Source organism: Kineococcus anabasis, from assembly GCF_054590795.1.
This window is the reverse complement of record NZ_BAAIHU010000001.1, coordinates 398,198-424,340: the sequence shown is the minus strand read 5'-3', so window position 1 is coordinate 424,340 and position 26,143 is coordinate 398,198. Positions and strand designations below refer to the sequence as shown.

27 protein-coding genes and 1 pseudogene are annotated in these 26,143 nt (G+C 75.9%); 12 read left to right on the top strand and 16 right to left on the bottom strand.

Annotated features, from left to right (window positions below):
• Positions 1-12: 12 nt before the first annotated feature.
• Positions 13-2,106, bottom strand: coding sequence for a transketolase (tkt, locus tag ACYQBY_RS01915; RefSeq protein ID WP_459642442.1), 2,094 nt, complete (start codon positions 2,104-2,106; stop codon positions 13-15).
• A gap of 438 nt (positions 2,107-2,544) precedes the next feature.
• On the opposite strand from tkt, the gene ACYQBY_RS01910 reads away from it, so the two are divergent.
• On the top strand, positions 2,545-3,552 hold the full coding sequence (locus tag ACYQBY_RS01910; protein ID WP_459642441.1) for a heme o synthase: 1,008 nt from the start codon (positions 2,545-2,547) through the stop codon (positions 3,550-3,552).
• 189 nt (positions 3,553-3,741) lie between these two features.
• Here ACYQBY_RS01910 and ACYQBY_RS01905 read toward each other — a convergent pair.
• The 3 genes and pseudogenes from ACYQBY_RS01905 to ACYQBY_RS01895 form a co-directional block, all read right to left on the bottom strand.
• A pseudogene (locus tag ACYQBY_RS01905) lies at positions 3,742-4,437 on the bottom strand (COX15/CtaA family protein); the annotation flags it as partial.
• A 220-nt stretch (positions 4,438-4,657) separates the two neighbouring features.
• Positions 4,658-5,443 (bottom strand): ABC transporter permease, encoded by a 786-nt coding sequence (locus tag ACYQBY_RS01900; protein WP_459642111.1) that lies wholly within the window; start codon positions 5,441-5,443, stop codon positions 4,658-4,660.
• Entirely contained in the window at positions 5,440-6,417 is a 978-nt protein-coding gene (locus ACYQBY_RS01895) for an ABC transporter ATP-binding protein (RefSeq protein WP_459642110.1), read from the bottom strand. Before ACYQBY_RS01895 ends, ACYQBY_RS01900 begins: the two co-directional genes overlap by 4 nt.
• 110 nt (positions 6,418-6,527) lie before the next feature.
• Here ACYQBY_RS01895 and ACYQBY_RS01890 point away from each other — a divergent pair, with 110 nt between their 5' ends.
• The 6 genes from ACYQBY_RS01890 (at position 6,528) to ACYQBY_RS01865 (ending at position 11,951) form a co-directional block, all read left to right on the top strand.
• Entirely contained in the window at positions 6,528-7,319 is a 792-nt protein-coding gene (locus ACYQBY_RS01890) for a helix-turn-helix transcriptional regulator (protein WP_459642109.1), read from the top strand.
• Complete coding sequence (gene sufB, locus ACYQBY_RS01885; protein WP_459642108.1) at positions 7,316-8,728, top strand: Fe-S cluster assembly protein SufB; 1,413 nt, start codon at positions 7,316-7,318, stop codon at positions 8,726-8,728. The genes ACYQBY_RS01890 and sufB overlap by 4 nt, the downstream gene beginning before the upstream one ends.
• A complete protein-coding gene (gene sufD, locus ACYQBY_RS01880) occupies positions 8,728-10,005 on the top strand; it encodes a Fe-S cluster assembly protein SufD (protein ID WP_459642107.1) in 1,278 nt (425 codons plus the stop codon). Before sufB ends, sufD begins: the two co-directional genes overlap by 1 nt.
• Positions 10,005-10,763, top strand: coding sequence for a Fe-S cluster assembly ATPase SufC (gene sufC / locus ACYQBY_RS01875; RefSeq protein ID WP_459642106.1), 759 nt, complete (start codon positions 10,005-10,007; stop codon positions 10,761-10,763). The genes sufD and sufC overlap by 1 nt, the downstream gene beginning before the upstream one ends.
• 31 nt (positions 10,764-10,794) lie before the next feature.
• Complete coding sequence (locus ACYQBY_RS01870; RefSeq protein ID WP_459642105.1) at positions 10,795-11,280, top strand: metal-sulfur cluster assembly factor; 486 nt, start codon at positions 10,795-10,797, stop codon at positions 11,278-11,280.
• A 119-nt stretch (positions 11,281-11,399) separates the two neighbouring features.
• Complete coding sequence (locus ACYQBY_RS01865) at positions 11,400-11,951, top strand: ATP-binding protein (protein WP_459642104.1); 552 nt, start codon at positions 11,400-11,402, stop codon at positions 11,949-11,951.
• Between the two features lie 166 nt (positions 11,952-12,117).
• Here ACYQBY_RS01865 and ACYQBY_RS01860 read toward each other — a convergent pair whose 3' ends face one another.
• The 7 genes from ACYQBY_RS01860 to ACYQBY_RS01830 all read right to left on the bottom strand — a co-directional run bounded on the left by ACYQBY_RS01860 (position 12,118) and on the right by ACYQBY_RS01830 (position 18,484).
• Positions 12,118-12,588, bottom strand: a complete 471-nt coding sequence (locus tag ACYQBY_RS01860; protein ID WP_459642103.1) for a DUF6069 family protein — start codon at positions 12,586-12,588, stop codon at positions 12,118-12,120.
• A gap of 67 nt (positions 12,589-12,655) precedes the next feature.
• A complete protein-coding gene (locus ACYQBY_RS01855; protein ID WP_459642102.1) occupies positions 12,656-13,906 on the bottom strand; it encodes a lysyl oxidase family protein in 1,251 nt (416 codons plus the stop codon).
• 123 nt (positions 13,907-14,029) lie between these two features.
• Positions 14,030-14,626: an energy-coupling factor transporter transmembrane component T family protein gene (locus tag ACYQBY_RS01850; protein ID WP_459642101.1), complete on the bottom strand. Its 597-nt coding sequence runs from the start codon at positions 14,624-14,626 to the stop codon at positions 14,030-14,032.
• 25 nt (positions 14,627-14,651) lie between these two features.
• Positions 14,652-15,326: an energy-coupling factor ABC transporter ATP-binding protein gene (locus ACYQBY_RS01845; RefSeq protein WP_459642100.1), complete on the bottom strand. Its 675-nt coding sequence runs from the start codon at positions 15,324-15,326 to the stop codon at positions 14,652-14,654.
• The gene (locus tag ACYQBY_RS01840) at positions 15,323-16,498 is read right to left on the bottom strand and encodes an acetyl-CoA C-acyltransferase (RefSeq protein WP_459642099.1); all 1,176 of its coding nucleotides are present in this window, start codon (positions 16,496-16,498) and stop codon (positions 15,323-15,325) included. Before ACYQBY_RS01840 ends, ACYQBY_RS01845 begins: the two co-directional genes overlap by 4 nt.
• 84 nt (positions 16,499-16,582) lie before the next feature.
• Complete coding sequence (locus ACYQBY_RS01835; RefSeq protein WP_459642098.1) at positions 16,583-17,818, bottom strand: AMP-binding protein; 1,236 nt, start codon at positions 17,816-17,818, stop codon at positions 16,583-16,585.
• A 9-nt stretch (positions 17,819-17,827) separates the two neighbouring features.
• The gene (locus ACYQBY_RS01830) at positions 17,828-18,484 is read right to left on the bottom strand and encodes a biotin transporter BioY (protein WP_459642097.1); all 657 of its coding nucleotides are present in this window, start codon (positions 18,482-18,484) and stop codon (positions 17,828-17,830) included.
• Between the two features lie 149 nt (positions 18,485-18,633).
• Here ACYQBY_RS01830 and abc-f point away from each other — a divergent pair, with 149 nt between their 5' ends.
• Complete coding sequence (gene abc-f, locus ACYQBY_RS01825) at positions 18,634-20,232, top strand: ribosomal protection-like ABC-F family protein (protein WP_459642096.1); 1,599 nt, start codon at positions 18,634-18,636, stop codon at positions 20,230-20,232.
• Between the two features lie 82 nt (positions 20,233-20,314).
• Positions 20,315-20,530 (top strand): helix-turn-helix domain-containing protein, encoded by a 216-nt coding sequence (locus ACYQBY_RS01820; protein ID WP_459642095.1) that lies wholly within the window; start codon positions 20,315-20,317, stop codon positions 20,528-20,530.
• Positions 20,531-20,579: 49 nt separating this feature from the next.
• Here the strand turns inward: ACYQBY_RS01820 and ACYQBY_RS01815 are convergent, their stop codons facing one another.
• The 4 genes from ACYQBY_RS01815 to ACYQBY_RS01800 all read right to left on the bottom strand — a co-directional run bounded on the left by ACYQBY_RS01815 (position 20,580) and on the right by ACYQBY_RS01800 (position 23,280).
• Entirely contained in the window at positions 20,580-21,317 is a 738-nt protein-coding gene (locus ACYQBY_RS01815; RefSeq protein WP_459642094.1) for an SDR family NAD(P)-dependent oxidoreductase, read from the bottom strand.
• 66 nt (positions 21,318-21,383) lie between these two features.
• The gene (locus ACYQBY_RS01810) at positions 21,384-22,358 is read right to left on the bottom strand and encodes an SURF1 family cytochrome oxidase biogenesis protein (protein ID WP_459642093.1); all 975 of its coding nucleotides are present in this window, start codon (positions 22,356-22,358) and stop codon (positions 21,384-21,386) included.
• A gap of 127 nt (positions 22,359-22,485) precedes the next feature.
• Positions 22,486-22,797: a hypothetical protein gene (locus ACYQBY_RS01805; RefSeq protein ID WP_459642092.1), complete on the bottom strand. Its 312-nt coding sequence runs from the start codon at positions 22,795-22,797 to the stop codon at positions 22,486-22,488.
• An 84-nt stretch (positions 22,798-22,881) separates the two neighbouring features.
• Entirely contained in the window at positions 22,882-23,280 is a 399-nt protein-coding gene (locus ACYQBY_RS01800; protein WP_459642091.1) for a DUF3099 domain-containing protein, read from the bottom strand.
• Positions 23,281-23,424: 144 nt separating this feature from the next.
• Between ACYQBY_RS01800 and ACYQBY_RS01795 the strand changes: the two genes are divergently transcribed.
• The 3 genes from ACYQBY_RS01795 to ACYQBY_RS01785 all read left to right on the top strand — a co-directional run bounded on the left by ACYQBY_RS01795 (position 23,425) and on the right by ACYQBY_RS01785 (position 25,185).
• Complete coding sequence (locus ACYQBY_RS01795; RefSeq protein WP_459642090.1) at positions 23,425-24,135, top strand: beta-ketoacyl-ACP reductase; 711 nt, start codon at positions 23,425-23,427, stop codon at positions 24,133-24,135.
• Between the two features lie 128 nt (positions 24,136-24,263).
• Positions 24,264-25,031, top strand: coding sequence for an enoyl-ACP reductase FabI (gene fabI / locus ACYQBY_RS01790; RefSeq protein ID WP_459642089.1), 768 nt, complete (start codon positions 24,264-24,266; stop codon positions 25,029-25,031).
• Positions 25,032-25,038: 7 nt separating this feature from the next.
• Positions 25,039-25,185, top strand: coding sequence for a hypothetical protein (locus ACYQBY_RS01785; protein WP_459642088.1), 147 nt, complete (start codon positions 25,039-25,041; stop codon positions 25,183-25,185).
• A gap of 56 nt (positions 25,186-25,241) precedes the next feature.
• Here ACYQBY_RS01785 and ACYQBY_RS01780 read toward each other — a convergent pair whose 3' ends face one another.
• Positions 25,242-26,105, bottom strand: a complete 864-nt coding sequence (locus tag ACYQBY_RS01780) for a helix-turn-helix domain-containing protein (RefSeq protein ID WP_459642440.1) — start codon at positions 26,103-26,105, stop codon at positions 25,242-25,244.
• Positions 26,106-26,143 lie beyond the last annotated feature (38 nt).

Genomic DNA, 26,143 nt, shown 5'->3' with positions numbered 1-26,143 from the left:
CCCCCGCACGGGTCAGGGCAGGTTCGCGAGGCACTCCTTGGCGGCCGAGGCCACCGCCTCGCCGGTGATGCCGAACTCCCGGTAGATGGCCTGGTAGTCGCCGGAGGCACCGAAGTGCTCCAGGCTCACGCAGCGGCCGGCGTCGCCGACGACGTCGTGCCAGCCCTGGGAGACGGCCGCCTCCACCGACACCCGGGCCTTGACGCCCGGCAGCAGGACGGTGTCGCGGTAGGACTGCGGCTGCTCGAAGAACCACTCGCGGCACGGCATCGACACCACGCGGGTGGGGATGCCCTCGGCCTCGAGCTGCTCGCGGGCCTGCAGCGCCTGCTGCACCTCCGAGCCCGTGCCGACCAGGATGACCTGCGGGGTGGCCGCGGAGGACTCCACGAGCACGTAGGCGCCCTTGGCGACGCCCTCCACCGCGCCGACGCCCTCGGCGGAGCGGTCGATGACGGGCAGGTTCTGCCGGGACAGCGCCAGGCCCGCGGGACGGTCGGTGTTCTCCAGGATGGTCTTCCACGCCCACGCGGTCTCGTTGGCGTCGGCGGGGCGCACCACGTCCAGGCCGGGGATGGCCCGCAGGGAGGCCAGGTGCTCGATCGGCTGGTGGGTCGGGCCGTCCTCGCCCAGGCCGATGGAGTCGTGGGTCCACACGTACGTCACGGGCAGCTTCATGATCGCCGCCAGGCGCACCGAGGGGCGCATGTAGTCGCTGAAGACGAGGAAGGTGCCGCCGTAGGGGCGGGTCCCCCCGTGCAGCGCGATGCCGTTGAGGATCGCGCCCATCGCGTGCTCGCGGATGCCGAAGTGCAGGGTGCGCCCGTACGGGCTGGCCTCCCAGTGCTTCGTCCCGCGGCTCTGGGGCAGGAACGACGGCTCGCCCTTGATGGTGGTGAGGTTCGACTCGGCCAGGTCGGCCGAGCCGCCCCACAGCTCCGGCAGGCCCGGGGCGAGCGCGTTGAGGGTGTCACCGGAGGCCTTGCGGGTGGCGATGGAGGCGCCGGCCTCGAAGACGGGCAGCGCCTCGGCCCAGCCGTCGGGCAGGGAGCGGGTGCGCATCCGGTCCCACAGCGCGGCGCGCTCACCGGCGCCGGCCCGCCAGCGCTGGAACGAGGTCTCCCACTCCGCGTGCAGCGCCTTGCCGCGCTCGCGGGCCGCGCGGGTGTGCTCCAGCACGTCGGCGTCCACCTGGAAGGTCTGCTCCGGGTCGAACCCGAGGACCTCCTTGGTGGCCTTCACCTCGGCGTCGCCGAGGGCGGAGCCGTGGGACTTGCCGGTGTTCTGCAGGTTCGGCGCCGGGTAGGCGATGATCGTGCGCAGCACGACGATCGAGGGCCTGCCGGTCTCCGCCTTCGCCGCCTGCAGCGCCGCGTACAGGCCCTCGACGTCCTCGGTGTAGGGGCCCTCGCCGCCGTTGCTCCAGTCGATGGTCTGCACGTGCCAGCCGTACGCCTCGTACCGCTTGCCGGTGTCCTCGGCCAGGGAGATGGCCGTGTCGTCCTCGATGGAGATGTGGTTCGCGTCGTAGATGACGACGAGGTTGCCCAGCTCCTGCACGCCGGCGATGGCGGAGGCCTCGGCGGCCACGCCCTCCTGGATGTCGCCGTCGGAGGCCAGCACCCAGATGGTGTGGTCGAACGGGCTGGTGCCGGGGGCCGACTCCGGGTCGAACAGGCCGCGCTCGCGGCGGGCGGCCATCGCCATGCCCACCGCGGAGGAGATGCCCTGCCCGAGCGGGCCGGTGGTCATCTCCACGCCGGCGGTGTGACCGTGCTCGGGGTGCCCGGGCGTCTTGGAGCCGAGCTTGCGCAGGGCCTTGAGGTCCTCGACCTCCAGGCCGTACCCGGCCAGGTACAGCTGGATGTACAGCGTGAGGCTGGAGTGCCCGCACGACAGGATGAAACGGTCCCGGCCGGCCCAGTCCGGGTCGGTGGGGTCGTGGCGCATGAGGCGCTGGAAGAGCAGCTGCGCGACGGGCGCCAGGCTCATCGCAGTCCCGGGGTGGCCGTTGCCTGCCCGCTGCACCGCGTCCATCGCCAGGACGCGGACGGTGTCCGTCGCGCGGCGGTCCAGGTCGCTCCACTCGAGGGTCTGCTCGCTCACGTGTCTCCTCCTCGTGCGGACCGCGCGGGCCGGGTGCGCACGTGCGCCCCGCGGCCGGTGGTCCGCTGTCCGTCCGTTCTCGTCCGCCGGTCCGTCGGAGTCGGCGGTCCACCACCTCGCACGAGCGCCCCGTCTGTCCAGGCGTGCCGCGGGGCGGCCGCGCGGGTCGTACCGCGGCCGCCCGGTGCTCCCTTGCCCGTGGCGAAGATCACTACAGGTGTCGACCCTACCGGCCTCCGTGTCCGCGTGGAACTCGGCCCCGCCGGGACCCGGTGTGGTACCGCACCAGTGTTTCCGCGGTGTCTCGTGCCCGTTTCCCGGGATGTCACGCAGGTCACGGCCCGCGGCCGGCGCCGTGCGCGCCCCGCGACCGACGCCGCGGGGGCCGCGCGGCGTACGATCGGAGGCGTCCGCCTGCCCCCGGTCCCCGAGGACACTGTGACCGTCGTCGACCCGCGTCCCTCCGACGCACCCGCCCTGCGCTCTCCCGGCGCACTCGGGCTCCTCCGTCGGCTCCGCTGGGTCCGCACGGCCAGGGCCTACGTCGCCCTGACGAAACCCCGCATCATCGAGCTGCTCCTCATCACCACCGTCCCGGTGATGTTCTTCGCCGCGGGCGGGCTGCCGCCGCTGCGCACGGTGCTGGCCACGTTCGTCGGCGGCGCGCTCGCCGCCGGCAGCGCCAACGCCCTGAACTGCTACTTCGACCGCGACATCGACCGGTTGATGCACCGCACCGAGCGCCGCCCGCTGGTCACCGGGGAGCTGACCCCGCGGCAGGCCCTGGTGTTCGCGCTGGTGCTGGGCGTGGCGTCGGTGGTGCTGTTCTGGACGGTCGTGAACCCGCTCTCGGCGGTGCTGGCGCTCTCCGCGATCCTGCTCTACGTCGTGGGGTACACGCTGCTGCTGAAGCGGCGCACGTCGCAGAACATCGTGTGGGGCGGTGTCGCGGGCTGCATGCAGGTCCTCATCGGCTGGACGGCCGTCACCGGCAGCCTGTCGTGGGCGCCGCTCGTGCTGTTCGGGGTCATCTTCCTGTGGACCCCGCCGCACTACTGGCCCCTGTCGATGCGCTACCAGGACGAGTACGCCAACGCCGGGGTACCGATGCTGCCGGTGGTGGCGCGGCCGGTGACGGTGGCCCGGCAGGTCGTGGCGTACGCGTGGGCGATGGTGGCCTGCTCGCTGCTGCTGGTGCCGGTGGGCGGTGCGGGCTGGGTGTACGCCTCGGCGGCGGTGCTGCTCGGCGCGGGTTTCCTCGCCCAGTCCCACGGGCTGCTGCGCAGGGCGCGGCGTTTCGAGTCCGCCCACGCGGAGGGCAGCACGAGCACCGCGCAGCAGCTGCGCGAGCTGCGGCCGATGCGGGTCTTCCACGGCTCCATCTCGTACCTGACGCTGCTCTCGGTCGCCGTGCTCGTCGACCCCCTGGTGCGCCTGCCGATCTGAGACCCCCCGCACGCACCGCGGCCCGCCTCCCCACGTCGGGAGGCGGGCCGCGGTGCGTGCGGGCTCAGGCCGCGGGGAGGGCNCGGGGGGGGGGGGGGGGGGGTGCGTCGTGGCCACGAGCAGGCGGGTCAGCGCCACCACCAGCAGGCAGGCACCGGCCATGTGCAGCGCCACGAGGACCTCCGGCAGCCCGGTGAAGTACTGGGTGTAGCCCAGCGCGCCCTGCGCGAGCGTGACCGCCAGGAGCTCCCCGGCGCGGCGGCGGGCGAGCGGGGCTCCCGGCACCAGGCGCAGCGCCACCACGCAGCCGACGACCAGCCCGGCGAACACCATGACGGCGTCGGCGTGCAGCCAGCTGAGGGTCCGCGGGTCCGCCGCCAGCCGCGCGGGGGTGTCCGCGTCACCGGAGTGCGGCCCCGCGCCGGTGACCGCGGTGCCCAGGGTGAGGACCACGGCGGCGACGGCGGCCGTGCCCCACACCAGGGTGCGCACGGCTCCCGGCACCGCCGCCGTGCGCGGCCCGGCCGGCTGCCCGCCGCGCACCCACAGCACGGTGGCCACGGCGATGAGCACCGCGGAGAGCAGGAAGTGCGCCATGACGGTCACGGGGTGCAGCCCGGTCAGGACGGTGACGCCGCCGAGGACGGCCTGCAGGACGATGCCGATCACGACCGGCACGGCCCACGGCAGCAGGTCCGGGCGCCGCTCGCGCCACACCGCCACCACCGCCGCGAGGGCCACCAGGCCCACCAGCCCGGTGAGGGTGCGGTTGCCGAACTCGATGTACTTGTGGAAACCCTCGGCCTGCTCCACGACCGGCACGTAGGACCCGGCGACGCACTCCGGCCACGTCGGGCAGCCCAGGCCGGAGCCGGTCAGGCGCACGACCCCGCCGGTGACGACGATGAGGCACTCCACCAGGACGTTGAGCAGCAGGATCCGCGACGTCCAGCGCCCCACGGGGCGCAGCGAGGGCGGCCCGTCGGCGGTGCGCAGCGTCAGGGGCCGGGGGGTGGTCGTGCTCACCCCCCGATCGTAGGCGCGCACCGCCGGGCACCCGGGTGCGGCGGGCGTGCGCTGCGTCACCCCCGGCCGGGGGGACTCCTCACTCCCAGCGGAAGAGCCGTGCGGCGGCCCAGGCGGACACGCCCGCCCACGCGGCGAGCACGAGCAGCGGCACCACCCGCAGCTCCCCGGAACCCAGCGCGCCGCGCAGCGCCTCGCCCAGCGCACCGGAGGGCAGCAGCGGGGCCAGCACGGCCAGCGGGCCCGGCAGCGCCTGCGGCGGGACCACCAGCCCGCCACCGGCCAGCAGCAGGAACCACACGAGGTTGGCCGCCGCCAGGGTCGCCTCGGCCCGCACCGTCCCGGCCAGCAGCAGCCCCAGGGCGGTGAACGCCGCCACCCCCAGCAGCACCGCGGGCACCGCGGCCAGCACCCCGCCCGCCCGCGGCTCCCAGCCCAGCAGCAGCCCGACCGCGGCCAGCACCACGACCTGCACCGCCACCAGCGCCAGCACCGCCAGGCACTTGCCGCCGACCAGGCCGCCGCGCCCCAGCGGGGTGGTGGCCAGCAGGCGCAGCACGCCGTTGCGCCGGTCGAAACCCGTCGCGATGGCCTGCCCGGTGAACGCGGTGGAGACCACCGCCAGGGCGAGCACCCCCGCCACGGCCAGGGACACCCGGTCCCCGGGGCCGAGGTCGACGACGCGGGTGCGCACGGCGGCCACGAGCAGGACCACCGGGATGACGAGGGTCAGCAGCAGCTGCTCGCCGTTGCGCAGCGCGGTGCGCGTCTCCAGCCCGGCCTGGCGCAGCACGCGGCGCCACCACGGGGCCGCACCGCCGCGGGGGCGCAGGTCCAGCCGCGCGGCGGGCCCGGCGGCGCTCACCGCAGGCTCCGGCCGGTCAGGTCGAGGAAGACGTCCTCCAGGGTGCGCCGCCCGGCGCCCAGGCCCTCCGGCAGCACGTCGTGCGAGGCGCACCACGCCGCGACGGTGGCGGCCACCTGCGGGCCGGCCGCCACGCCGGTCACGAGGTAGCGCCCCGGGGCGGCCTCGGCCACGCAGGTGCCCGGGGGCAGCGCGCCCTGCAGGGCGCGCACCGGCAGCCCGGGCGGGGCGGCGAAGCTGAGGGAGGACTCGGTGCGGGTCAGCTCGGCGGGGGAGCCGGCCGCCACGACCCGGCCCCCGTCCACGACGACGACGTGGTCGGCCAGGCGCTCGGCCTCCTCCATCAGGTGGGTGCTCAGCACCACGCACGTCCCCGCCCCGCGCGCGGCGGCCACGAGGTCCCACACCGCCAGGCGCGCCTGCGGGTCCAGGCCCGCGCTGGGCTCGTCGAGGAAGAGGACCTCCGGCCGGCCGACGAGGGCGCAGGCCACGGCGAGGCGCTGGCGCTGGCCGCCGGAGAGGCGACGCACCCGGGTGCGGGCGAAGGCGCCCAGGCCCAGCGCGTCGGCGAGGTCGCCCACGGGCACGGGGTCGGAGTGCAGCCCCGCCACGTGCCGCAGCACCTCCAGGGCGCCGGCGCCGGTGGGCAGCCCCCCGTCCTGCAGCATGACGCCGACGCGGGGGCGCAGCGCGGCGCCGTCGCGGGCGGGGTCCAGGCCCAGCACGCGCACGGTTCCCCCGTCGGGGCGGCGCAGGCCCTCGCAGCAGGCGATGGTCGTGGTCTTGCCGGCCCCGTTGGGCCCCAGGACGGCGGTGACCGCGCCGGCGGCGGCGGCGAACGTCAGCCCGTCGACGACGGCGCGGCCTCCGTAGCGCTTGAGGAGGCCGCTGACGGCGACGGGGGCGTCCGCGGGGAGGGAGGAGGGGGCACGGGGCGCATCCGTCCCGACGCCGACCGCCTCGCCCGTCCCCACCGGCCCGAGTCTAGGCGCCAGCGGCGCCACGGCTCGCGGGCGCCCGCCCGGCGCCGGTGTGACGGAGGCGACCCCGGGGTGGGTCGGGATTCACCGGGCAATTAGGTAACATGGGCGTTGTGGAAATCGCGGGTGTCCCCTCGGGTGGTGTGTCGGCGGCTGCGCCGGCGACCGCCGAGCTGCGCACCCGGGCGCGCGTGCGCGCCGCCGTCGCCGAGCTCGGGCCCGTGCCCGTCGCCCGCCTCGCCCCCGCTCTGGGCCTGACCGCCGCCGCGGTCCGCCGCCACCTCGACGCCATGGAGGCCGACGGCGTCGTCGAGGCGCGCGGGCCCTCCGCCCGCCCCCGCGGCCGCGGCCGCCCGGCCCGCGAGTACGTCGTCTCCTCCTCCGGTCACGACGAGCTGCCCGCCGGGTACGACGAGATGGCCCTCTCCGCGCTGCTGTTCCTCCAGGAGACCGCCGGGACCGACGCCGTCGAGCGCTTCGCGGAGACGCGCGCCGCGGCGCTGGAGGCCCGCCTCGCGCGTGCCGTGACCGCCGCCGACGACGTGCCCGGCCGGGTGCAGGCCCTGGCGGCGGCGCTGGCCGCCGAGGGCTACGCTGCCACCGCCCGGCCGGTGGGTCCCGGAACAGCGGCGGAGGGGACGCAGTTGTGCCAGGGGCACTGCCCCGTGCAGCGCGTGGCCGAACGCTTCCCGCAGCTGTGCGAGGCGGAGGCCAGGGCCTTCGAGCGGGTGCTCGGCACCCGCGTGCAGCGCCTGGCCACCCTCGCCCACGGCGACCACGTGTGCACCGCGCACGTGCCCTCCGAGCGGCGCGCGGCACCGCGCGCCACCACCCCGCAGACTCCCCGGGCGACGTCCGGGCAGAGCCGTCCGATGACGGAAGGAACCGGAGAATGACCACCACGACCCCTCCCGAGCTCGAGGACCTGGGGCGCTACGCCTACGGCTGGTCCGACAGCGACACCGCCGGCTCCACCGCCCGCCGCGGGCTCTCCGAGGACGTCGTGCGCGACATCTCGGCCAAGAAGAACGAGCCGGAGTGGATGCTGAAGACCCGGCTGAAGGGCCTGCGCCTCTTCGAGCGCAAGCCCATGCCGGACTGGGGGTCGGACCTGTCCGACATCCACTTCGACAACATCAAGTACTTCGTGCGCTCCACGGAGAAGCAGGCCACCTCCTGGGACGAGCTGCCCGAGGACATCCGCAACACCTACGACCGCCTGGGCATCCCCGAGGCGGAGAAGCAGCGCCTCATCGCCGGGGTGGCCGCGCAGTACGAGTCCGAGGTCGTCTACCACCAGATCCGCGAGGACCTGGAGGAGAAGGGCGTCATCTTCGTCGACACCGACACCGGCCTGCGCGAGCACGAGGAGCTCTTCCGGGAGTACTTCGGCACCGTCATCCCCACCGGTGACAACAAGTTCGCGGCGCTCAACACGGCCGTCTGGTCCGGCGGGTCGTTCATCTACGTGCCCAAGGGCGTGCAGGTCGACATCCCCCTGCAGGCGTACTTCCGCATCAACACCGAGAACATGGGCCAGTTCGAGCGGACGCTGATCATCGCCGACGAGGGCTCCTACGTGCACTACGTCGAGGGCTGCACCGCGCCGATCTACCAGTCCGACTCGCTGCACTCCGCGGTCGTCGAGATCGTCGTCAAGAAGAACGCCCGCGTGCGGTACACGACCATCCAGAACTGGTCGAACAACGTGTACAACCTCGTCACCAAGCGGGCCACCGCCGCCGAGGGCGCCACCATGGAGTGGATCGACGGCAACATCGGCTCCAAGGTGACGATGAAGTACCCGGCGGTCTACCTCATGGGCGAGCACGCCAAGGGCGAGACGCTGTCCATCGCGATGGCCGGCGAGGGCCAGCACCAGGACGCCGGCGCCAAGATGGTGCACGCCGCCCCGTACACCTCCTCCGCCATCGTGTCCAAGTCCATCGCCCGCGGCGGTGGCCGCACGTCCTACCGGGGCCTCATCCAGGTCCAGGAGGGCGCGCACCACTCCCGCTCCACGGTGCGCTGCGACGCGCTGCTGGTGGACACCATCAGCCGCTCGGACACCTACCCCTACGTCGACGTGCGCGAGGACGACGTCGTCATGGGGCACGAGGCCACCGTCTCCAAGGTCAGCGACGACCAGCTCTTCTACCTGATGAGCCGGGGCATGGCCGAGGACGAGGCCATGGCGATGATCGTGCGCGGGTTCATCGAGCCCGTCGCGCGGGAGCTGCCCATGGAGTACGCGCTGGAGCTGAACCGCCTGATCGAGCTGCAGATGGAAGGGGCCGTCGGCTGATGACCGTGGTCGAGGAGAACCAGGTCGGCGACACCGGCCCGGTCGCGGACAAGCCCGGCGCCACCTCCCGCGCCCACAGCCACGGCGTGGGGACCATCCCGGACGCCAGCCGCGCGGCCCGGCGGACCTCGTTCGACGTCGCCGACTTCGCCGTGCCCTCGGGCCGGGAGGAGGAGTGGCGCTTCAGCCCCGTGGCGCGGTTGCAGGCGCTGTTCGCCGAGGGCCCCGCGGCGCCCGCCGCCGTGGAGGTCTCCGCCCCCGCGGGCGTGGAGCACCGCACCGGCACCCGCGAGGAGGTCGGCGCGGGCACCGCGTTCCTGCCCGGCGACCGCGTCGCCGCGGCGGCGTGGAACGCCACGGGCGAGGCGCACCTGGTCCGCATCCCCGCCGACACCGAGCTGGACGAGCCGGTCCTGGTCACCGTCCGCGGCACCGACGGCGACGTCACCTCCGGCCACCTGGTCGTCGACGCCGGCCGGCACAGCCGCGCCACGGTGGTCCTGGACCACCTCGGCACCGGCAGCCACCGCGGCGGCGTGGAGGTGCGCGCCGGGGACGGCGCGCAGCTGACCGTCGTGACGCTGCAGGAGTGGGAGCCCGGTGCCGTGCACGTCGGCCAGCACGACGTCGTCGCCGGGCGCGACGCCACCGTCAAGCACTTCGCCGTCAGCCTCGGCGGGGACGTCGTGCGGCTGTCCACCAACGTGCGGTACACCGCCCCCGGCGGCGACGTGCAGTGCCTCGGCGTGTACTTCTCCGACGCCGGCCAGCACCTGGAGCACCGCCTGTTCGTGGACCACGAGGCCACGAACTGCAAGAGCTACGTGGAGTACAAGGGCGCCCTGCAGGGGGAGACCGCCCGCTCGGTGTGGATCGGCGACGTGCTCATCCGCGCCTCCGCCGAGGCCACCGAGACGTACGAGCTGAACCGCAACCTCGTCCTCACCGACGGCGCGCGCGCGGACTCCGTGCCGAACCTGGAGATCGAGACCGGCGAGATCGTCGGCGCCGGCCACGCCAGCGCCACGGGCCGCTTCGACGACGAGCAGCTGTTCTACCTGCAGGCGCGCGGCATCCCCGAGCCCGAGGCGCGCCGCCTCGTGGTGCGCGGGTTCTTCGCCGACGTCCTGCAGCGCATCGGCGTGCCGGCGGTGCAGGAGCGCTTGCTGGCCACGATCGAGGCGGAACTGTCGACCACCATGCCCGCCACCGGGGACACCCCCGGTCGCGCGGGCGGCACCGCACCGAGCAACGCCGAGAAGGCGGAGGAGAACTGATGGCCACCCTGGAGATCCGCGACCTGCACGTCAGCGTGGAGGCCGACGGCGGCAGCAAGGAGATCCTGCGCGGGGTCGACCTGACGATCCGCTCCGGCGAGACGCACGCGATCATGGGCCCCAACGGCTCCGGCAAGTCCACCCTGGCGTACTCCATCGCCGGGCACCCCAAGTACACCGTCACCGGCGGCTCGGTGACGCTGGACGGGCAGGACGTGCTGGAGATGAGCGTGGACGAGCGCGCCCGCGCCGGGCTGTTCCTCGCCATGCAGTACCCCGTCGAGGTGCCGGGCGTGACGGTGTCGAACTTCCTGCGCACCGCCAAGACCGCCATCGACGGCGAGGCGCCGAAGCTGCGCACCTGGGTGAAGGAGGTCCGCGAGGCGATGGAGGGCCTGCGGATGGACCCCACCTTCGCCGAGCGCAACGTCAACGAGGGTTTCTCCGGCGGTGAGAAGAAGCGCCACGAGATCCTGCAGATGGAGCTCCTCAAGCCGAAGTTCGCGATCCTCGACGAGACCGACTCCGGCCTGGACGTCGACGCCCTGAAGGTCGTCTCCGAGGGCGTCAACAAGGTGCGGCAGGGCAGCGAGGTCGGCGTGCTGCTTATCACGCACTACACGCGCATCCTGCGCTACATCACGCCGGACTTCGTGCACGTCTTCGTCGACGGCAGGATCGCCGAGCAGGGCGGCCCGGAGCTGGCCGATTCCCTGGAGGAGTCCGGTTACGACCGGTTCCTCGCGGCCCGGGCCTGACGGCCCCCAGCGACGGCGTCCGGGAGGACACATGAGCCAGGACACGAGCACAGAGGTTCCCTCGGCCGCCGGCGCGGCGGCCGAGGGCGGCACCCCCGCCGCGGCGGGGGAGGGGGCCGCCGCCTCGGCGGCCGCGTCGCCCACCCCGGCGTCCGCGTCGCCCACCCCGGCGTCCGCGTCGCCCACCCCGGCGTCCGCGTCGCCCACCCCGGCGACGCTGGAGGAGGTCGAGGAGGCGCTGCGCGACGTCGTCGACCCCGAGCTGGGCATCAACGTCGTCGACCTCGGCCTGATCTACGGCCTCGCGGTCTCCGACGACAACCTCGCCACGATCGACATGACGCTGACCAGCGCGGCCTGCCCGCTGACGGACGTCATCGAGGAGCAGACGGCGCAGGCGCTGGAGGACGTCGTGGCCGGCCACCGCATCAACTGGGTGTGGATGCCGCCGTGGGGACCGGAGAAGATCACCGATGACGGGCGCGACCAGCTGCGCGCCCTGGGGTTCAACGTCTGAGTCGTCCTCCTCCGCGCGGGGTGCGCCGGTTGCCCACCTGCTCCCCAGGTGCGACGGTGGGTCGGCACGACCCCGGACCCGGTGGTGCTCCAGCGCCGCGCCGATCGAGGGGTCCCGCCATGAACCCGCACCGTCCCGCTGCCGACGGCGCTGCGGCAGCGCAGGTCGCGCACCCCACCATCTCCGGGCCGTCCGCAGCCTGGTGGCGCCTGACCGAGCGGGCGCGCCCCCCGGTCAGCTGCCGCGGTGCGGCCGGCGCCGTCCGCTCGCTCAGGACCTCGGTGCTGGAGCGCGCACCGTCCTCGGCGCGGCAGGCCAGGCTGCTGCTCGAACAGGCCTGCGCGGACCTGAGGCTCCCGCAGGACGCTCTCGACAGCGCGCGGCTCCTCCTCAGCGAGATCGTCACCAACGCCGTCGTGCACGCGCTCAGCGCCCCGGTGGTGGTGGTGTCGGCGGGCAGCGGAGGGCTGGGCGTGGCCGTCGTGGACGGCAGCACGCGGCCTCCCCGGCGCGGGGACGCGTCGCAGCACGCCCTCGGCGGGCGCGGCATGGCCCTGGTGGAGGCGCTGGCGGATGCGTGGGGCTGGCACCCCCTGCCCGGGCGGGACGGCAAGGTCGTCTGGTTCGAGGTGCGGGCAGCGGTCGCCGGGGAGCGGGACGGCGCGCGGTAGGCGCGGACGAGCCGTGGAGCTACGGGCGACCGATCGGCTTTCCGTCGTACGTACAGTTATCGGTATCAACGCCGACTAACGTCAGCGGTGGCGCCGCGGCTCGGGGCCACCTCTGCCCGGACGGCGAGGTGCCCCTGCCCGGGAAAGGTGGCGTTCCGGCGGTCGGTCAGGCCACCGCGGGTGTGTCGGCCGGTGCGGGGGCCCTGGAGCCGCTCGGGGAGCGTCGCGCCGCCTGCAGGACGAGCACGACGGCGGCGGCGCACACCACGTGCATCGCGGCGAGCGCGAGCCGGGTGCCGGTGTCGGTGTCGCTCGTGGCGGAGCCGGCGGTGGTGAGGAGCGCGAACCCGGCCCCGACGACCTGGGCGATGCGGAGCACCGGCCGCCACCACCGGGCGAGCAGGACCGCGAGGGCGGTGCCCGCGAGGAGCGGCACGACGGTGCTGCCCGCGACGTCCGCGACGCCCACGACGTGTGCTCCGGTGGGCTGGGCGAGGCTGAGGGAGGCGCCGGCGGCGCGCGCGAGGGCGTACAGCAGGACGTTGAGCAGGAGGGCGGCCGCGGTGCCTGCGGCGATCGCGCGCCAGGGGCGGGTGCGGGCGGTGGGGCGGGGCGGGGAGCCGGGGGTGGGGTCCATGCGCCCACCCTCGGAGATCAACCTTGGTTCAGGTCAATTCCCGTGCGCCGTGGGAAGGGCTGCCGGGTCAGGCCCCGCCGCCGGTGCCGATGACCGTCACGGAGTTGCCGTTGATGTGGATGTCCGCCCAGGAGGTGTTGTTGCCCTCGTCGCTCTCGCGGAACCAGCCGCCCTGGTCCGCGACCGCCTGCACCCGGTAGCGCCCGTTGGGCAGGGTGGTGATGTCGATGTACTGGTCCGGCAGGGTCGCCGGGTAGGTGTCGCCCCAGCCCACGGAGATGCCGAACAGGACCTCGGTGGCGGCGGTGTCGCCGGCGCCGCACGCCGTGGGTGCGCGGTACACCGGGCTCGCCGGGGCGCCGTTGCGCCCGGTGCCGGGCCAGTCGCGGAACCCGGTGTTGTCCTCGAAGCAGAACCCGTGCTTCTCCGCGAGGCGCTCGCGCACGCCCGAGGCGTTGAGGATCTCCATGCGGTTGAGGTCCCGCACGTGCCAGTGGTTGTGGCCGTCGCCGCCGAAGTAGTACTGCGAGCTCGTCACCAACGGTGTCGTGGTGCCGTCGGTGCGGGAGAGGTACTGGGTGCCGACCCAGTCGGTGGACGTGCTCGAGGAGCGCCTGGCCACGATGTGCAGGGGCCCGGTGCCGACGTTGGCGATGACGGTGGGGAACTCCAGCCGTTTGACGCCCGGTGTCTGGGTGGCGTCGATGGTGATGCCCGTGAGGGTGCGCATGCGCAGGTCGGGCAGTTTCTCCGCGGCCGGCGGCGGGGTGCCGTCGGGCACCTCCCCGGCGAGCCAGACACCGGCGCCGACCTTGGCGTGGGTGCGCAGCCACGTCCGCGCGGTGCCGTGGCCGGAGAGCACGTACCCGCCGGCCGGGATGGTCATGTTGCCCACGCCGTCCTGGACGCGGGTGACCTTGCCGCCGACGACCTCGGCCTCGACGCCGTACTGGTTGGTGCGGGTGGAGGCGCCGTGGGCGGGGGTGTAGCGGATGAGCTGGTTGCTCCCGCGGTAGACGTCGGTGCCGTTGAGCGTGGCCTGCTGGGTGCCGACCTGCACCTTGCCCGCGGGCACCGGCTCGGCGGCGAGCGCGGCGGGTGCGGTGGGCGCGGTGGGCGCCTGGGCGGCGGGTGCCGGGGCGGCGGGCGCCTGGGCGGCCGGGCGAGGGTGCCCGCTGGCGTGTCCGGCTGTGTGTCCGGCTGGTGCTGTGGTGGCCGCTGTGGGTGCGGGCGCGAGGGCCTGCACGGGGCCTGGGCAGATGAGCACCGCGCTGAGCGCTGCGCTGCCTGCCACGACGGTGCTGCGACGACGTCCCATGGCGGGTCCCCCCGGTCGGCGTCGCCCCCTCCCTCGGGGGCGGGCGCGACAGACGGTAGTGACGTGGTCGCGCTGCGGACAAGGGGTTGCGGGGGGTCGTCTCGCGGTCGTGCCCGGGGGCGCTCAGTCGTCCACGCCGCGCGCGGCCAGCGCCTCCCCGAGGCGGTCGGCGTGGCGCAGGGTGCGGATGAGCAGGGGCACCAGCAGCGCCCGCAGGCTGCGCTCCACCCCCCGTGCGCGACGGGCGTCGCGGACCTCCTGCACCGCCTCCGCGAGCACCGGGACCGCGCGCAGGGTCAGCGCCAGCACCAGTGCGACCCGCTCGGGGTCCACACCCAGGGGCCGCAGCGGGCGCAGCAGCCGCTGCAGGACGTCGAGCACGGCCTGCACCCGCGTGGTGGCCGTCACCACACCGGCGGCCAGCACCGCCAGCAGCAGCGTCCCGGTCACGACCAGCGCGGCCCGCCAGCCCTGCAGCAGCACCTGGAAGGCGGCCACGACCAGCAGGGTCCAGCGCAGCGGCCACAGCTGCTGCGGCACCCAGCGCGGCGGCAGGCGCGCCACGAGCACGGCGGCGGCGACCACGGCGGAACCCACGGCCACGGCGGCCGGGGAGTACGCCCACGCCAGCGCCGCGAGCCCGGTCGCCAGCAGGAGCAGCTTGGTGCCCGCGCGGGCCCGGTGCAGCACCGAGGTGCCGGGGGAGAAGGTGCTCCTCACGGCTGCGCCCCTGCCGCGCGCCCGCTCACGCCTGGGCCGCGCGGTAGGCGGCCACGGCCTCGGCGGGCGGGCCGTCGGCCGTGATGCGCCCCTCCTCGACGACGAGGACCCGGTCGTAGCCGGCCAGCAGGTCCAGGTGGTGCGTGACGTGCACGACGTGCTGGGGCAGGCCGGCGACGAGTTCGGCGATCATCCGGGTGTTGCGCAGGTCCAGCAGGGTGGTGGGCTCGTCCAGGACGAGGACGCGCGGCTCGGTGACCAGCACCGCGGCGAGTGCCAGGAGCTGCTTCTGGCCTCCGGAGAGCAGGTGGGCGGGGTGGTCGGCGTGCCCGGCCAGACCGAAGCGCTCCAGCACCCCCGCCACCCGCCGCTCCTGCTCGGCGCGGGGGAGCCGCTTGCGGCGCAGGGAGAACGCGACGTCCTCGGCGACGGTGGGCATGACGATCTGCGCGTCGGGGTCGGAGAAGACGAACCCCACGGTGCGGCGCACCGCGGCGCCCTCGCGGGCGGTGTCGAGGCCGTCGACGGTGACGGTGCCGCGGGTGGGCAGCAGCAGCCCGTTGAGCAGGCGCGCCAGGGAGGACTTGCCCGAGCCGTTGGCGCCGACGATCCCGATGCGCGGCTCGTCCAGGTCCACCTCCACACCGCGCAGGACCTCCCGCCCGCCCAGGCTCAGGTGCACGTCGCGCAGCCGGATCACGCGGCGCGCCCCGCGCCGGGGCCGACCCGCTCCACCAGCAGCGCCGCTCCCTGACCGCCGCCGACGGCGCAGGCGGCCAGGCCCAGGCGCGGACCGTCCACGCGCACCATGCGCGCGAACAGCCGCACGAGCAGCGCGGCCCCGGAGGCGCCCCAGGGGTGGCCCAGGGCGATCGCGCCGCCCTGGGGGCAGATCCGCCCGGCGTCCGCCCCGAGGGGGTCCAGGCCCAGGGCGTCGGTGAAGGCGAGGACCTGCGCGGCGAAGGCCTCCACGACCTCCACGGCACCCACGTCGGCCAGGTCCACCCCCGCCTGCGCGAGGGCGGCGCGCGCGGCGGGTGCGGCGGCGGCGCCGGGCAGGGCGGGGTCGGTGCCGACGAGGGCGCAGGCGCGCACCGCCAGGCCGGGCAGCCCGGCGGCCGCGCGCACCCGCTCGGGCACCAGGACCACGGCGGCCGCCCCGTCGCTGACGCCGCAGGAGTTTCCCGCGGTGACGCTGCCGCCGGCGCCGAACGCGGGGCGGAAGCGGGCCAGGCGCTCGGCGTCGAGGCCGGTGCGGGGGCGGGTGTCGGCGTGCAGGCCGGCGGTGGGGACGAGCTCGGCGGCGAAGGCACCGGCGCGGGCGGCGGCGGTGGCGCGGGCGTGGGAGGCGGCGGCGTAGGCGTCCTGGCGGGCGCGCCCGATGCCGGCGGCGGCGGCGAGGGCGTCGGCGGCCGGGCCCATGTCGGGGTCGGGGAAGCCCGCGGGGGTGAACGCGGCCCGCCGCCGGCCCCGGGCGGCGCTGCCGCTCTCGCAGCCCCCGGCCAGCACCAGGGGGGCGCCGGTGGCCACGAGGGCGGCGCCGACGCGCACGGCGTCCAGGCCGCTGCCGCACTGGGAGTCCACGCTGAGACCGGCAGCGGCGCTGCCCAGGCCGGCGGCCAGGGCCGCCACCCGGGCGGGGTTGCCGCCCGGCCCGGTGCAGGTGCCCAGCACGACGGTCGGTGGCCCGGCCTCCCCGGCCGCGGCACCGCGCTGCGCCGGCCAGGTGGCCACCTCCGCGGCGAGGGCGCGCAGGACCGCCCCGGCCAGCTCGCTCGCACCGGCGGCGGCGAGCTCGCGGCCGGCATCGGCGAAGGGGGTCCGGCGGGCCGCGACGACGACCGGTGCCGCGGGATCGAGGGGGTGGTGCATGGTGGCGCCCAGCCTAGGCGGCTCCGGGCGGCGGCCCTGAGCACACCGCCGGGCGGGTGCGCCCACCCGGCCGTGGCGCGCAGCTCAGCCCGGCGCCAGGCCCAGGGCCCGGCACGCCTCCTCCTGGGTCCGCTGCCGGTCCACCTTCCCCGCCGGCGTGCGCGGCAGCTGCGCCAGCTCCACCCAGCGTCTGGGCCGCGCCGGCGCCGGCAGGGCCCGGCACGCCGCCTCGGCGCGGGCCCGCAGCCCTTCGCCGGGTGGGCACAGCACGGCCGTGACGACCTGTCCCAGCCGCGGGTGCGGGGTGCCCACCACGAGCGCCGCCCGCACGCCGGCGACCCGGCGCAGGACGTCCTCGACGTCGGCGGCCGGCACGGTGTGCCCGCCGGTGGTGACGGCCAGCCCGCCGCGGCCCAGCACCACCAGGCGCCCGGGCCCGGCGGGGCGGGCGCGGTCGCCCACGCTCGCCCAGCGCCGCCCGGCGCCGTCGGTGCGCTCCCGCAGCGGGCCGGCAGGGGCCGGCTCCAGGTGGCCGGTGGCCAGGTAGCCGGTGGCCAGGTAGGGGGAGTGCACCCACAGCTCCCCGTCCTCCTCCAGGGTCAGGGACGCGGCACCGAACGGTGACATCCCCCCGGGGGCGGGCGGGTCCTCGCGGGTGGGTGCGCCCGGCCCGTCGGCGCGGGCGGCGACGAAGGACAGCTCCGCCGCGCCGTAGTACTCCACCACCCGCCAGCCCAGGGCCAGCGCCCGCCCGCGCAGCGCGGGCGCCAGGGCGTCACCGGCGACGACGGCGCAGCGCAGGCGCGGCAGCAGCCCGGCCTCGGCGGCCTCCACGGCGTCGGCCAGCGCGGCGGGCACGGCGTGCAGGACGCTCGCCGCCGCCGGGGGGCGCGCGGCGCCGGGGCCGGCGACCTCGCAGCCGTGCAGGCGGGCGTGCCAGGCGGCGTGCAGGGACAGCGTGGAGGCGGTCGGGCCCGGTACCCACACCACGTCCTCGCCGCGCAGCCCGGTCAGGGCCGCCAGCGGGGCGCTGCTGGCCAGCCAGGAGGCGTACGTGCGCAGCACCCCGCGGGGGCGGCCGGTGGAGCCGGAGGTGAACAGCGCCAGGTCCCCGGGGCCCAGGCGCCCGGCCGCGGCGGCCGCGTGCACCGCGGCCGCGGCGGCCGCGCGCAGCGGCGCCGGCCAGGCGGCGTCGAGGACGGCGACCGGGCGCCCGGCGGCGGTGGCGGCGCAGAACGCCGCGAGCACCTCCTGCGGCGCCCCGTCGCCGAGCAGCAGGGGCCGGGGCTGCGCGCCGCCCCGTCCGCGGGCGGGCTCCACGAGGCGCCGTCAGCGCCGCGCGCGGCCCCGGCTGCCCGCGCCGGACGGCGCGGGCTGCTGCGCGCCGGGCACGGCGGCGCTGCGCCGGGAACGGCGGGAGGTGGGCTCCTCCGCGATGCGGGGGTACCCGCGGCGCACCCCGGCGGTGACCACCGCCGCGATCAGGGCCTTGGCCAGGTCCCCGGGCAGGAAGAGGGCCGACTGCACCAGCGCGGGCAGCAGCTCACCGCCCTGCACCGCGGCGGAGACGGGCACCCCGATCGCGTAGACCACCACGATGCCGCCCAGGACGTTGGTGAGCACCCCCCACCACAGCGGGTAGCGGGGCCAGCGGGCCCGCACCAGCAGGCCGATGACGGCCGCACCCACCGGCCAGGCCAGCAGGTACCCGGCGCTGGCGCCGGCGAAGACGCCCAGGCCCGCGCGGCCGCTGGAGAGCAGCGGCATCCCCGCGGCCACCAGCGCCAGCAGCACCACCACGGCCGCCGCGCCGCGGCGCCAGCCCAGCAGGGAGCCGGCCAGCATGACCCCGAGCGTCTGCAGCGTGATCGGCACGGGGTTGCCGGGGACCGTGAAGGAACCGGCCAGGCCGAGCACGGCGATCAGGGCGGCGAAGGTGGCGACGAGGGCGAGGTCCCGGGAGGACCAGCGGCGGGGTGCGGACACGGTCGCCCAACCTAGCGCCCGCCCGCGACCCCCCGGCCCCTCCCGCCGGGGGGTTCGGTCCTGCCGGGGCGCCGCGGAGGTCGGGGCACGGCGCGCCAGCGCCTAGCATGGGCGGACGTGACCCTCCTCGTCCCGCCCCGCCGGCCCGCATGATCGTCGCCCAGGACGTGGAGCTGCGTGCCGGCGCGCGCCTGCTCATGGAGCACGTCACCTTCCGCGTGGCGCCGGGGGACCGCATCGGCCTCGTGGGGCGCAACGGCGCCGGCAAGACCACCCTGACGAAGGTCCTGGCCGGGGAGGCGCTGCCCGCCTCCGGCTCCGTCACCCGTTCCGGGGAGATCGGCTACCTGCCCCAGGACCCCCGCGCGGGGGACCCGGAGATGCTCGCCAAGGACCGGATCCTCTCCGCGCGCGACCTCGACGACATCGTGCGCCGCCTGCGCAAGGCGGAGGCCGACATGGCCAGCGACGACGAGCGGGTGCGCACCAGGGCGATGGAGCGCTACAGCAAGCTCGATGCCCGCTTCGTCGCCGAGGGCGGCTACACCGCCGAGAGCGAGGCGGGGCGCATCTGCGCCAACCTCAACCTTCCCGAGCGGGTCCTGGAGCAGCCGCTGAAGACCCTCTCCGGTGGTCAGCGCCGCCGCGTGGAGCTGGCGCGCATCCTCTTCTCCACCGCCGAGACGCTGCTGCTGGACGAGCCGACGAACCACCTCGACGCCGACTCCATCGTCTGGCTGCGGGAGTACCTGCGCACCTACTCCGGCGGCCTGGTCGTCATCAGCCACGACGTGGACCTCCTCGACGCCGTCATCAACCGCGTGCTGTACCTGGACGCCAACCGCGCCGCCGTCGACATCTACAACGTGGGCTGGAAGTCGTACCTGAAGCAGCGCGAGACGGACGAGAAGCGCCGCCAGCGCGAGCGCGCCAACGCCGAGAAGAAGGCCTCCACCCTCATGGCGCAGGCGGACAAGATGCGCGCCAAGGCCACCAAGGCCACCGCCGCGCAGAACATGGCCCGCCGCGCCGAGAAGCTCGTGGGGTCCCTGGAGGAGGTGCGCGCCCAGGACAAGGTCGCCAAGCTGCGCTTCCCCAAGCCCTCCGCGTGCGGGAAGACCCCGCTGATGGCCAGGGACCTGTCCAAGTCCTACGGCTCGCTGGAGATCTTCACCGGCGTGGACCTGGCCATCGACCGCGGCTCGCGCGTGGTGATCCTCGGCCTCAACGGTGCGGGCAAGACGACGCTGCTGCGGATGCTCGGTGGGGTGGAGCGCCCCGACACCGGCGAGGTCGTGGCCGGGCACGGGCTGAAGATCGGCTACTACGCCCAGGAGCACGAGACCCTGGACCACCAGCGCTCGGTGCTGGAGAACATGCGCTCGGCCGCGCCGGACCTCGACGACACCGAGGTGCGCAAGGTCCTGGGTTCCTTCCTCTTCTCCGGCGACGACGTGGACAAGCCCGCCGCGGTCCTCTCCGGCGGGGAGAAGACCCGCCTGGCCCTGGCCACCCTGGTCGTCTCCGCGGCCAACGTGCTGCTGCTGGACGAGCCGACGAACAACCTCGACCCCGCCAGCCGCGCGGAGATCCTCGGCGCGCTGGCCGGCTACGAGGGCGCGGTCGTGCTCGTCACCCACGACGAGGGCGCGGTGGAGGCCCTGAACCCCGAGCGGGTCGTGCTGCTGCCCGACGGGGTGGAGGACCTCTGGAACGCCTCCTACGCCGAGCTGGTTGCCCTGGCCTGAGCCCGCCGCCCGCCCGCCGACTGGCCGGATGCCGATTCGTTGGTGACCATGGTGGGAGCGGACGAGGCGAAGGAGGAACTTCGTGGCCGAGACGGTGAAGAAGGGCTCGCGGCTGACGGGTGCCGAACGGGAGACGCTCGCCGCCGAGCTCTCCCGGGGGTACGCCGAGGGCAAGAGCATCAGGGCGCTGGCGGAGGAGACGGGGCGCTCCTACGGCTTCGTGCACCGCATCCTGTCCGAGAGCGAGGTGTCGCTGCGCAGCAGGGGCGGCGCCACGCGGGGCCGCGCGCGGGCCTGAGGTCGCCGCCCCGCCACCGATCCGGTGGCGGGGCGGCGGCGTCCGGCCCTCAGGGGCGCCGGCCCAGACCGCCGTCCACGGCGAGCGCGGCGCCGGTGACGTAGGACGCGGCCGGGGAGAGCAGGAACACCGCTGCGCGCGCGACCTCGTCGGCGAACCCCCTGCGCCGCAGCGGGATGCCGGAGGTGTCCAGCGAACCGGCGTCCTCGTCGAGGAAGTCGGTCTGCACGTGCCCGGCGAGCACGGTGTTGACCCGCACCCCCCGCGGGCCGAGCTCGTCCGCCAGCGTCTTCGCGGTCTGCGCCAGCCCGGCGTGCAGCCCGCCGAGGGTGCCCTCCTCCGTGCGCGGCTCGCGCGCGGCCGAGGAGAGCGCCACGACGATGGAGCCGCCCTCGCCGCTGGAGGCGCGGCCGATGGAGCGCACCAGCCGCAGCGGGCCGAGGAAGGTGGACTCGAAGTCCTGCCGCCAGGTCGCGTCCGGGGTGGTGAGCACGGCGGCGGGCTCGCTGTCCCCGACGACGACGACACCACCGTCCAGGCGCCCGTAGCGGGCGATCGCGGCGGCCACCAGGCGGGTCTCCGTGCCGGGCTCGCCGATGTCGCCGGGCACGCCCATGACGTTGTCGCGGACACCGACCTCCTGGAGCACCGCGGCCAGCTCGTCCTCGTCGCGGGCGGTGACGACCAGGCGCGTGTTCTCGTCGCTCAGCAGCCGCACGCAAGCCAGGCCCAGGGCACCGGTCGCGCCGGAGACGACGTACACGCGATCGGTGAGCCCCAGGTCCATGGGGTCATTGTTGCCCAATGTGCTCACTGCGCCACGCAACATGACGACGTTCGGCCGATCGTGGACTCAGCGAGGTCCCTCGGCGCTGTGCGCGTCCACCTCGGCGTCCTCGGCGTCCTCGTCCCGACCCGCGCGCCGCCCGCCGCGGACCCGCGCACCGCCCGGCTGTGTCCCGCCCGGCTGTGTCCCGCCCGGCTGTGTCCCGCCCGGCTGCCTCCCGCCCGGCTGCGTCCCGCCCGGCTGTGTCCCGCCCGGCTGCGTCCCGCCCGCCGCCGTGCCGCCGGTACCGGCGCCGCCCGGCCGCGCCTCCCCGCGGGCCTGCAGCTCCCGGCGCCCGGCCACCACCCACACCACCAGCGCCGTGACGGCGAAACCGAACCACTGCACCGTGTACCCCAGGTGCGGGCCCTCGTCACGGTCCGGGCGCGGCAGCACCACCGGGGCCGGGGCCGCGGGCGGCTCCTCCGCGGTCAGCACGCCGTAGGCGCCCAGCAGCGGGTAGGGCACCGCCGAGCCCACCGCCTCCCGCGAGACCGACTGCACCTGCCCGGGCGGCGCCGTCGTCGCGCGCGCCGCCTCCCACGGCCGCAGCCGCACCGTCACCCGCACCTGCCCCGACGGCGGCGCGGGCACGGAGTCCGGGGCGCGCCCGTCCTGCCCGGCCGGGATCCAGCCGCGGTCCACGAGCAGGGCGCGCCCGTCGGCGGTGCGCAGCGGGACGAGGACCTCGTAGCCGTACGCCTTGTCCAGGGGCCGGTTGCGGGCCAGGAGCAGGTGCGCGGCGTCGTACTCACCGCGCACGCTCACCGGCGTCCACTCCGCCGTGCGGGGCAGGGCGCCGGCGCCGGGCAGGACCTCGGCCAGCTCCCGCGGCGGGGTGTCGTAGTTGCGCGCCAGCGGCGCGGCGCGCTCCAGCCGGTCGGTGCGGCGGTCCCACTGCCACTGCCCCAGCAGCACGCACACCGCGGCCACCGCACACGCCAGGAGCAGCCCGGCGGCCCAGCGCGGCTCGCGCAGCAGGGTCAGGACTCCGGGACGCACCCCGCCACCCTAGGCAGACGCACAAACCCGGCCGGACACACGGGCCCGGCTGGACGCACCGGCCCGGCCGGACGCACCGGCCGCGGCTGGACGCACCGGCCAGGCGCCGGCGTGCGGGAGCGCCGGATCAGCCGCGCAGGTCGGTGGCGGCCACCGTCTCGCGCAGGAAGCCCCGCACGTGCAGGAAGTCCGTCAGGTGCTGGCGGTGCGCCGTGCACGCCAGCCACGTCTTGCGCCGATCGGGGGTGTGCAGGTTCGGGTTGTTCCAGCGCAGCCCGAACTCGGCGCCGGAGGTGCAGCCGCGCGCGCTGCACACCAGGTCGGAGGGCGGCTCGTGACCGGCCTCCGGTGCGCAGGGCCGCACGGTGTCGGGGAGCGGGCGCACCAGGGCGCCGGGAACCGGCCGGATGAGGACGTCTCGCTGCGGCGTGGTCTCCACGGACCCGAGTGTGACACCGCCCGCGCGGCAGCGTCGACGCCACGCCCGGGCGCGGCACCCACCCGGGCGGCGTGCGGCACCCGCTCAGGGGCGGGTGTGCTCGGCCGGCTCCACGACGGTGCCCTCCAGCACGATCGTGCTGGGCGCCTCCAGCTGCGGGAGCTGCTCCGGCACGTGCTCGAAGGCCGGGGGCGGTGTGCCGCGCTGCTCGCGCCCGGCGTTGGCGGCCACCACGGCGATGTAGGGCAGGAACACCGCGCCGGCCACGAACACCCAGCGCACCGGGTGGTCGACGAACACCGCCAGCAGGAAGCAGACGGTGCGGATCAGCATGGAGATGACGTACTTGCGGTAGCGCACCTGGAGGTCGTCGGTGTGCGCGGTGGGTGCACCGCTGATGCGGTAGACCTGCGGGTGCTCGTGCCGTGCGGGCGAGGAGCCGGCGTCCGGGTCGGCCCCGGACCCGGTCCGAGGTGGGTTCACCCCCACACGGTAGGCGCCGGTCACGACACCCGCCCGGCCTGAGAGGCCCCCGGCGCCCCGCCACGCGGGAGATGTCGCCGAACTCACAGCCGGGGCGGGGCGGCGCTCACGGGCGGGCGGGCCGATGCGTTAGCGTCCCGCCTCGTGCCAGCACCCAGGAGCGTCCTCGTCACCGGCGGAAACCGCGGCATCGGCCTGGCGATCGCGCGCGCCTTCGCCGCCGACGGCGACAAGGTCGCCGTCACCACCCGCAGCGGCGAGGCCCCCGAGGGCCTGCTCGGCGTGCGCGCCGACGTCACCGACACCGCCTCCGTGGACGCGGCCTTCACCGCCGCGGAGGAGGCCCACGGACCCGTGGAGGTGCTCGTCGCCAACGCCGGCGTCACCCGCGACCAGCTGCTGATGCGGATGAGCGACGACGACTTCGACGCCGTCGTCGACACCAACCTCGCCGGTGCCTTCCGCTGCGCCCGCCGTGCCAGCAAGGGCATGATCCGCCTGCGCCGCGGCCGGATCGTCCTCATCTCCAGCGTCAACGGCCTCTCCGGGGCGCCGGGGCAGGCCAACTACGCCGCCAGCAAGGCCGGGCTGGTCGGCATGGCCCGCTCCATCGCCCGCGAGCTCGGCGGGCGCGGCATCACCGCCAACGTCGTGGCGCCCGGCTTCATCGAGACCGACATGACCGCCGGCCTCGGCGAGGACGTGCGCGCCAAGGCCCTGGAGCACATCCCCGCCGGCCGCCTCGGCGCTGTCGACGACGTCGCCGCGGCGGTGCGGTTCCTGGCCTCCGACGCCGCCGGGTACGTCAACGGCGCGGTCCTGCCCGTCGACGGCGGCATGGGCATGGGGCACTGACCCCGGCGACACCCGGCGCGCGAGCACCACAGGTACACCCGGCGCGGCAGCGCCCCAGCCAGACCCGGCGCGCCAGCGCCACAGCGAGCGCCGGACCAGGCGCTGGAGAACCAGCAGGAGGGACCCCGATGGGACTGCTCGAGGGCAAGAGGCTGCTCGTCACCGGCGTGCTGACCGACCGGTCGATCGCGTTCTCCGTGGCGCGCCTGGCCCAGGAGGAGGGCGCGCAGGTCGTGCTGTCCTCCTTCGGCCGCCAGGCGAAGATCACCACGACCGTGGCGCGGCGCCTGCCGCAGCCGGCACCGGTCGTGGAGCTGGACGTGACCAGCACCGAGGACCTCGACGCCCTGGAGTCCCGGGTGCGTGAGCACGTCGACGGCCTCGACGGCGTCCTGCACTCCATCGGTTTCGCCCCCAAGACCGCGATGGGCGGCAACTTCCTCAACACCGGCTGGGAGGACGTCGCCACCGCCGTGCAGGTCTCGGCGTACTCCCTGAAGTCCCTGGCCGTGGCCGCGCTGCCGCTGATGGGCTCCGGCGGCAGCGTCGTGGGCCTGACGTTCGACGCGCGGGTGGCCTGGCCGGTCTACGACTGGATGGGTGTGGCCAAGGCCGCGTTCGAGTCCACCGCCCGCTACCTGGCCCGCGACCTGGGCCCCAAGGGCGTGCGCGTCAACGTCGTCTCCGCCGGTCCCGTGCGCACCACCGCGGCGACCTCCATCCCGGGTTTCGAGACCCTGGAGGGGACGTGGAGCGAGCGCTCGCCGCTGGGCTGGGACGTCGCCGACGCCGAGCCGCCGGCGCGGGCGTGCGTGGCGCTGCTGTCGGACTGGTTCCCCGCCACGACGGGGGAGATGGTCCACGTCGACGGCGGCTTCCACGCCATGGGCTCCTGAGCCGGCCGTGAGCGCGCCGCAGGGGCCGGTGACGCCGGGCGGTGGGCCGCCCGCCCCCTCCGGGGGGCGGCGGCTGCTGCTGCTGGCCGGCGCCATGGTCGCCATCGTCCTGGCGCTGGTCGCCGTCGCCGTCTGGGCGCAGTCCCAACGCTGAGCTGCCCCCGCCCCCGCCCGCGCCGGCCGCCGGTGTGGTCCCACCGCCGGTGTGGCTCAGCGCCGGGCCGGCCCGGCGGCGGGACCGTCGAGGGCCGACGGGGCCGCGGAGGAGGGCGCGGTGCGGCGCAGGGCCTCGGCGGTGCCGGCGTCCGCGGGCAGGAACGCCTCGATGCTCAGCTCCGCGGCGGTGGCCTCCACCGCCGAGCCGAACGTGGTGACGGTGCTGAGGAAGGACAGCTCCCGCCCGCCGGTGCGCAGCCGCAGCGGCACCGCCACCGCCCCCGGCGGGACCGGTTCGCAGCCCCCCGGCAGCGCGGACAGCTCCGCGTGCAGGAGCGCGAGGTCCTCCTCCCCGCTCAGGGCCGCCTCCCGCGCCAGGCGGTGCAGCACGTGCGCGCGCCACTGCGCGAGGTTGGCGATGCGCGGCGCCATGCCCTCGGGGTGCAGGCTGGCGCGCAGCACGTTCACCGGTGGCTGCAGCAGGTGCGCGGCCACCCCGCCCAGCATCGCCTCCAGGCTGGAGTTGGCGGCCACGAGGTGCCAGGAGCGGTCCACCACGAGCGCGGGGAAGGGCTCGTAGGCCGCCAGCAGCAGCTCCAGGGCCTCGCGCACCGGCGTCATCTGCGCATCGCGCAGGTCCCGCCGGGGGTGCTGCGGGGCGAAACCGGCCGCCAGCAGCAGCTCGTCGCGCCCCCGGGGCGGCACGTCCAGGTGCCCGGCCAGGTGCAGCACCATCTGCCGGCTGGGCCGGGCGCGCCCGGTCTCCAGGAAGCTCAGGTGGCGGCTGGAGACCCCCGCCTCGCAGGCCAGGGCCAGCTGGCTCAGGCGCCGGCGCTGCCGCCACCGGCGCAGCAGCTCCCCCACGGACGGGGCGTGCCCGGTGGGGGCGAGGTCCACCGCGGGCGGGGCCTGCGTCAGGTGCGTCACGGACGGGAACGTAACGACGCGGGTGAGCA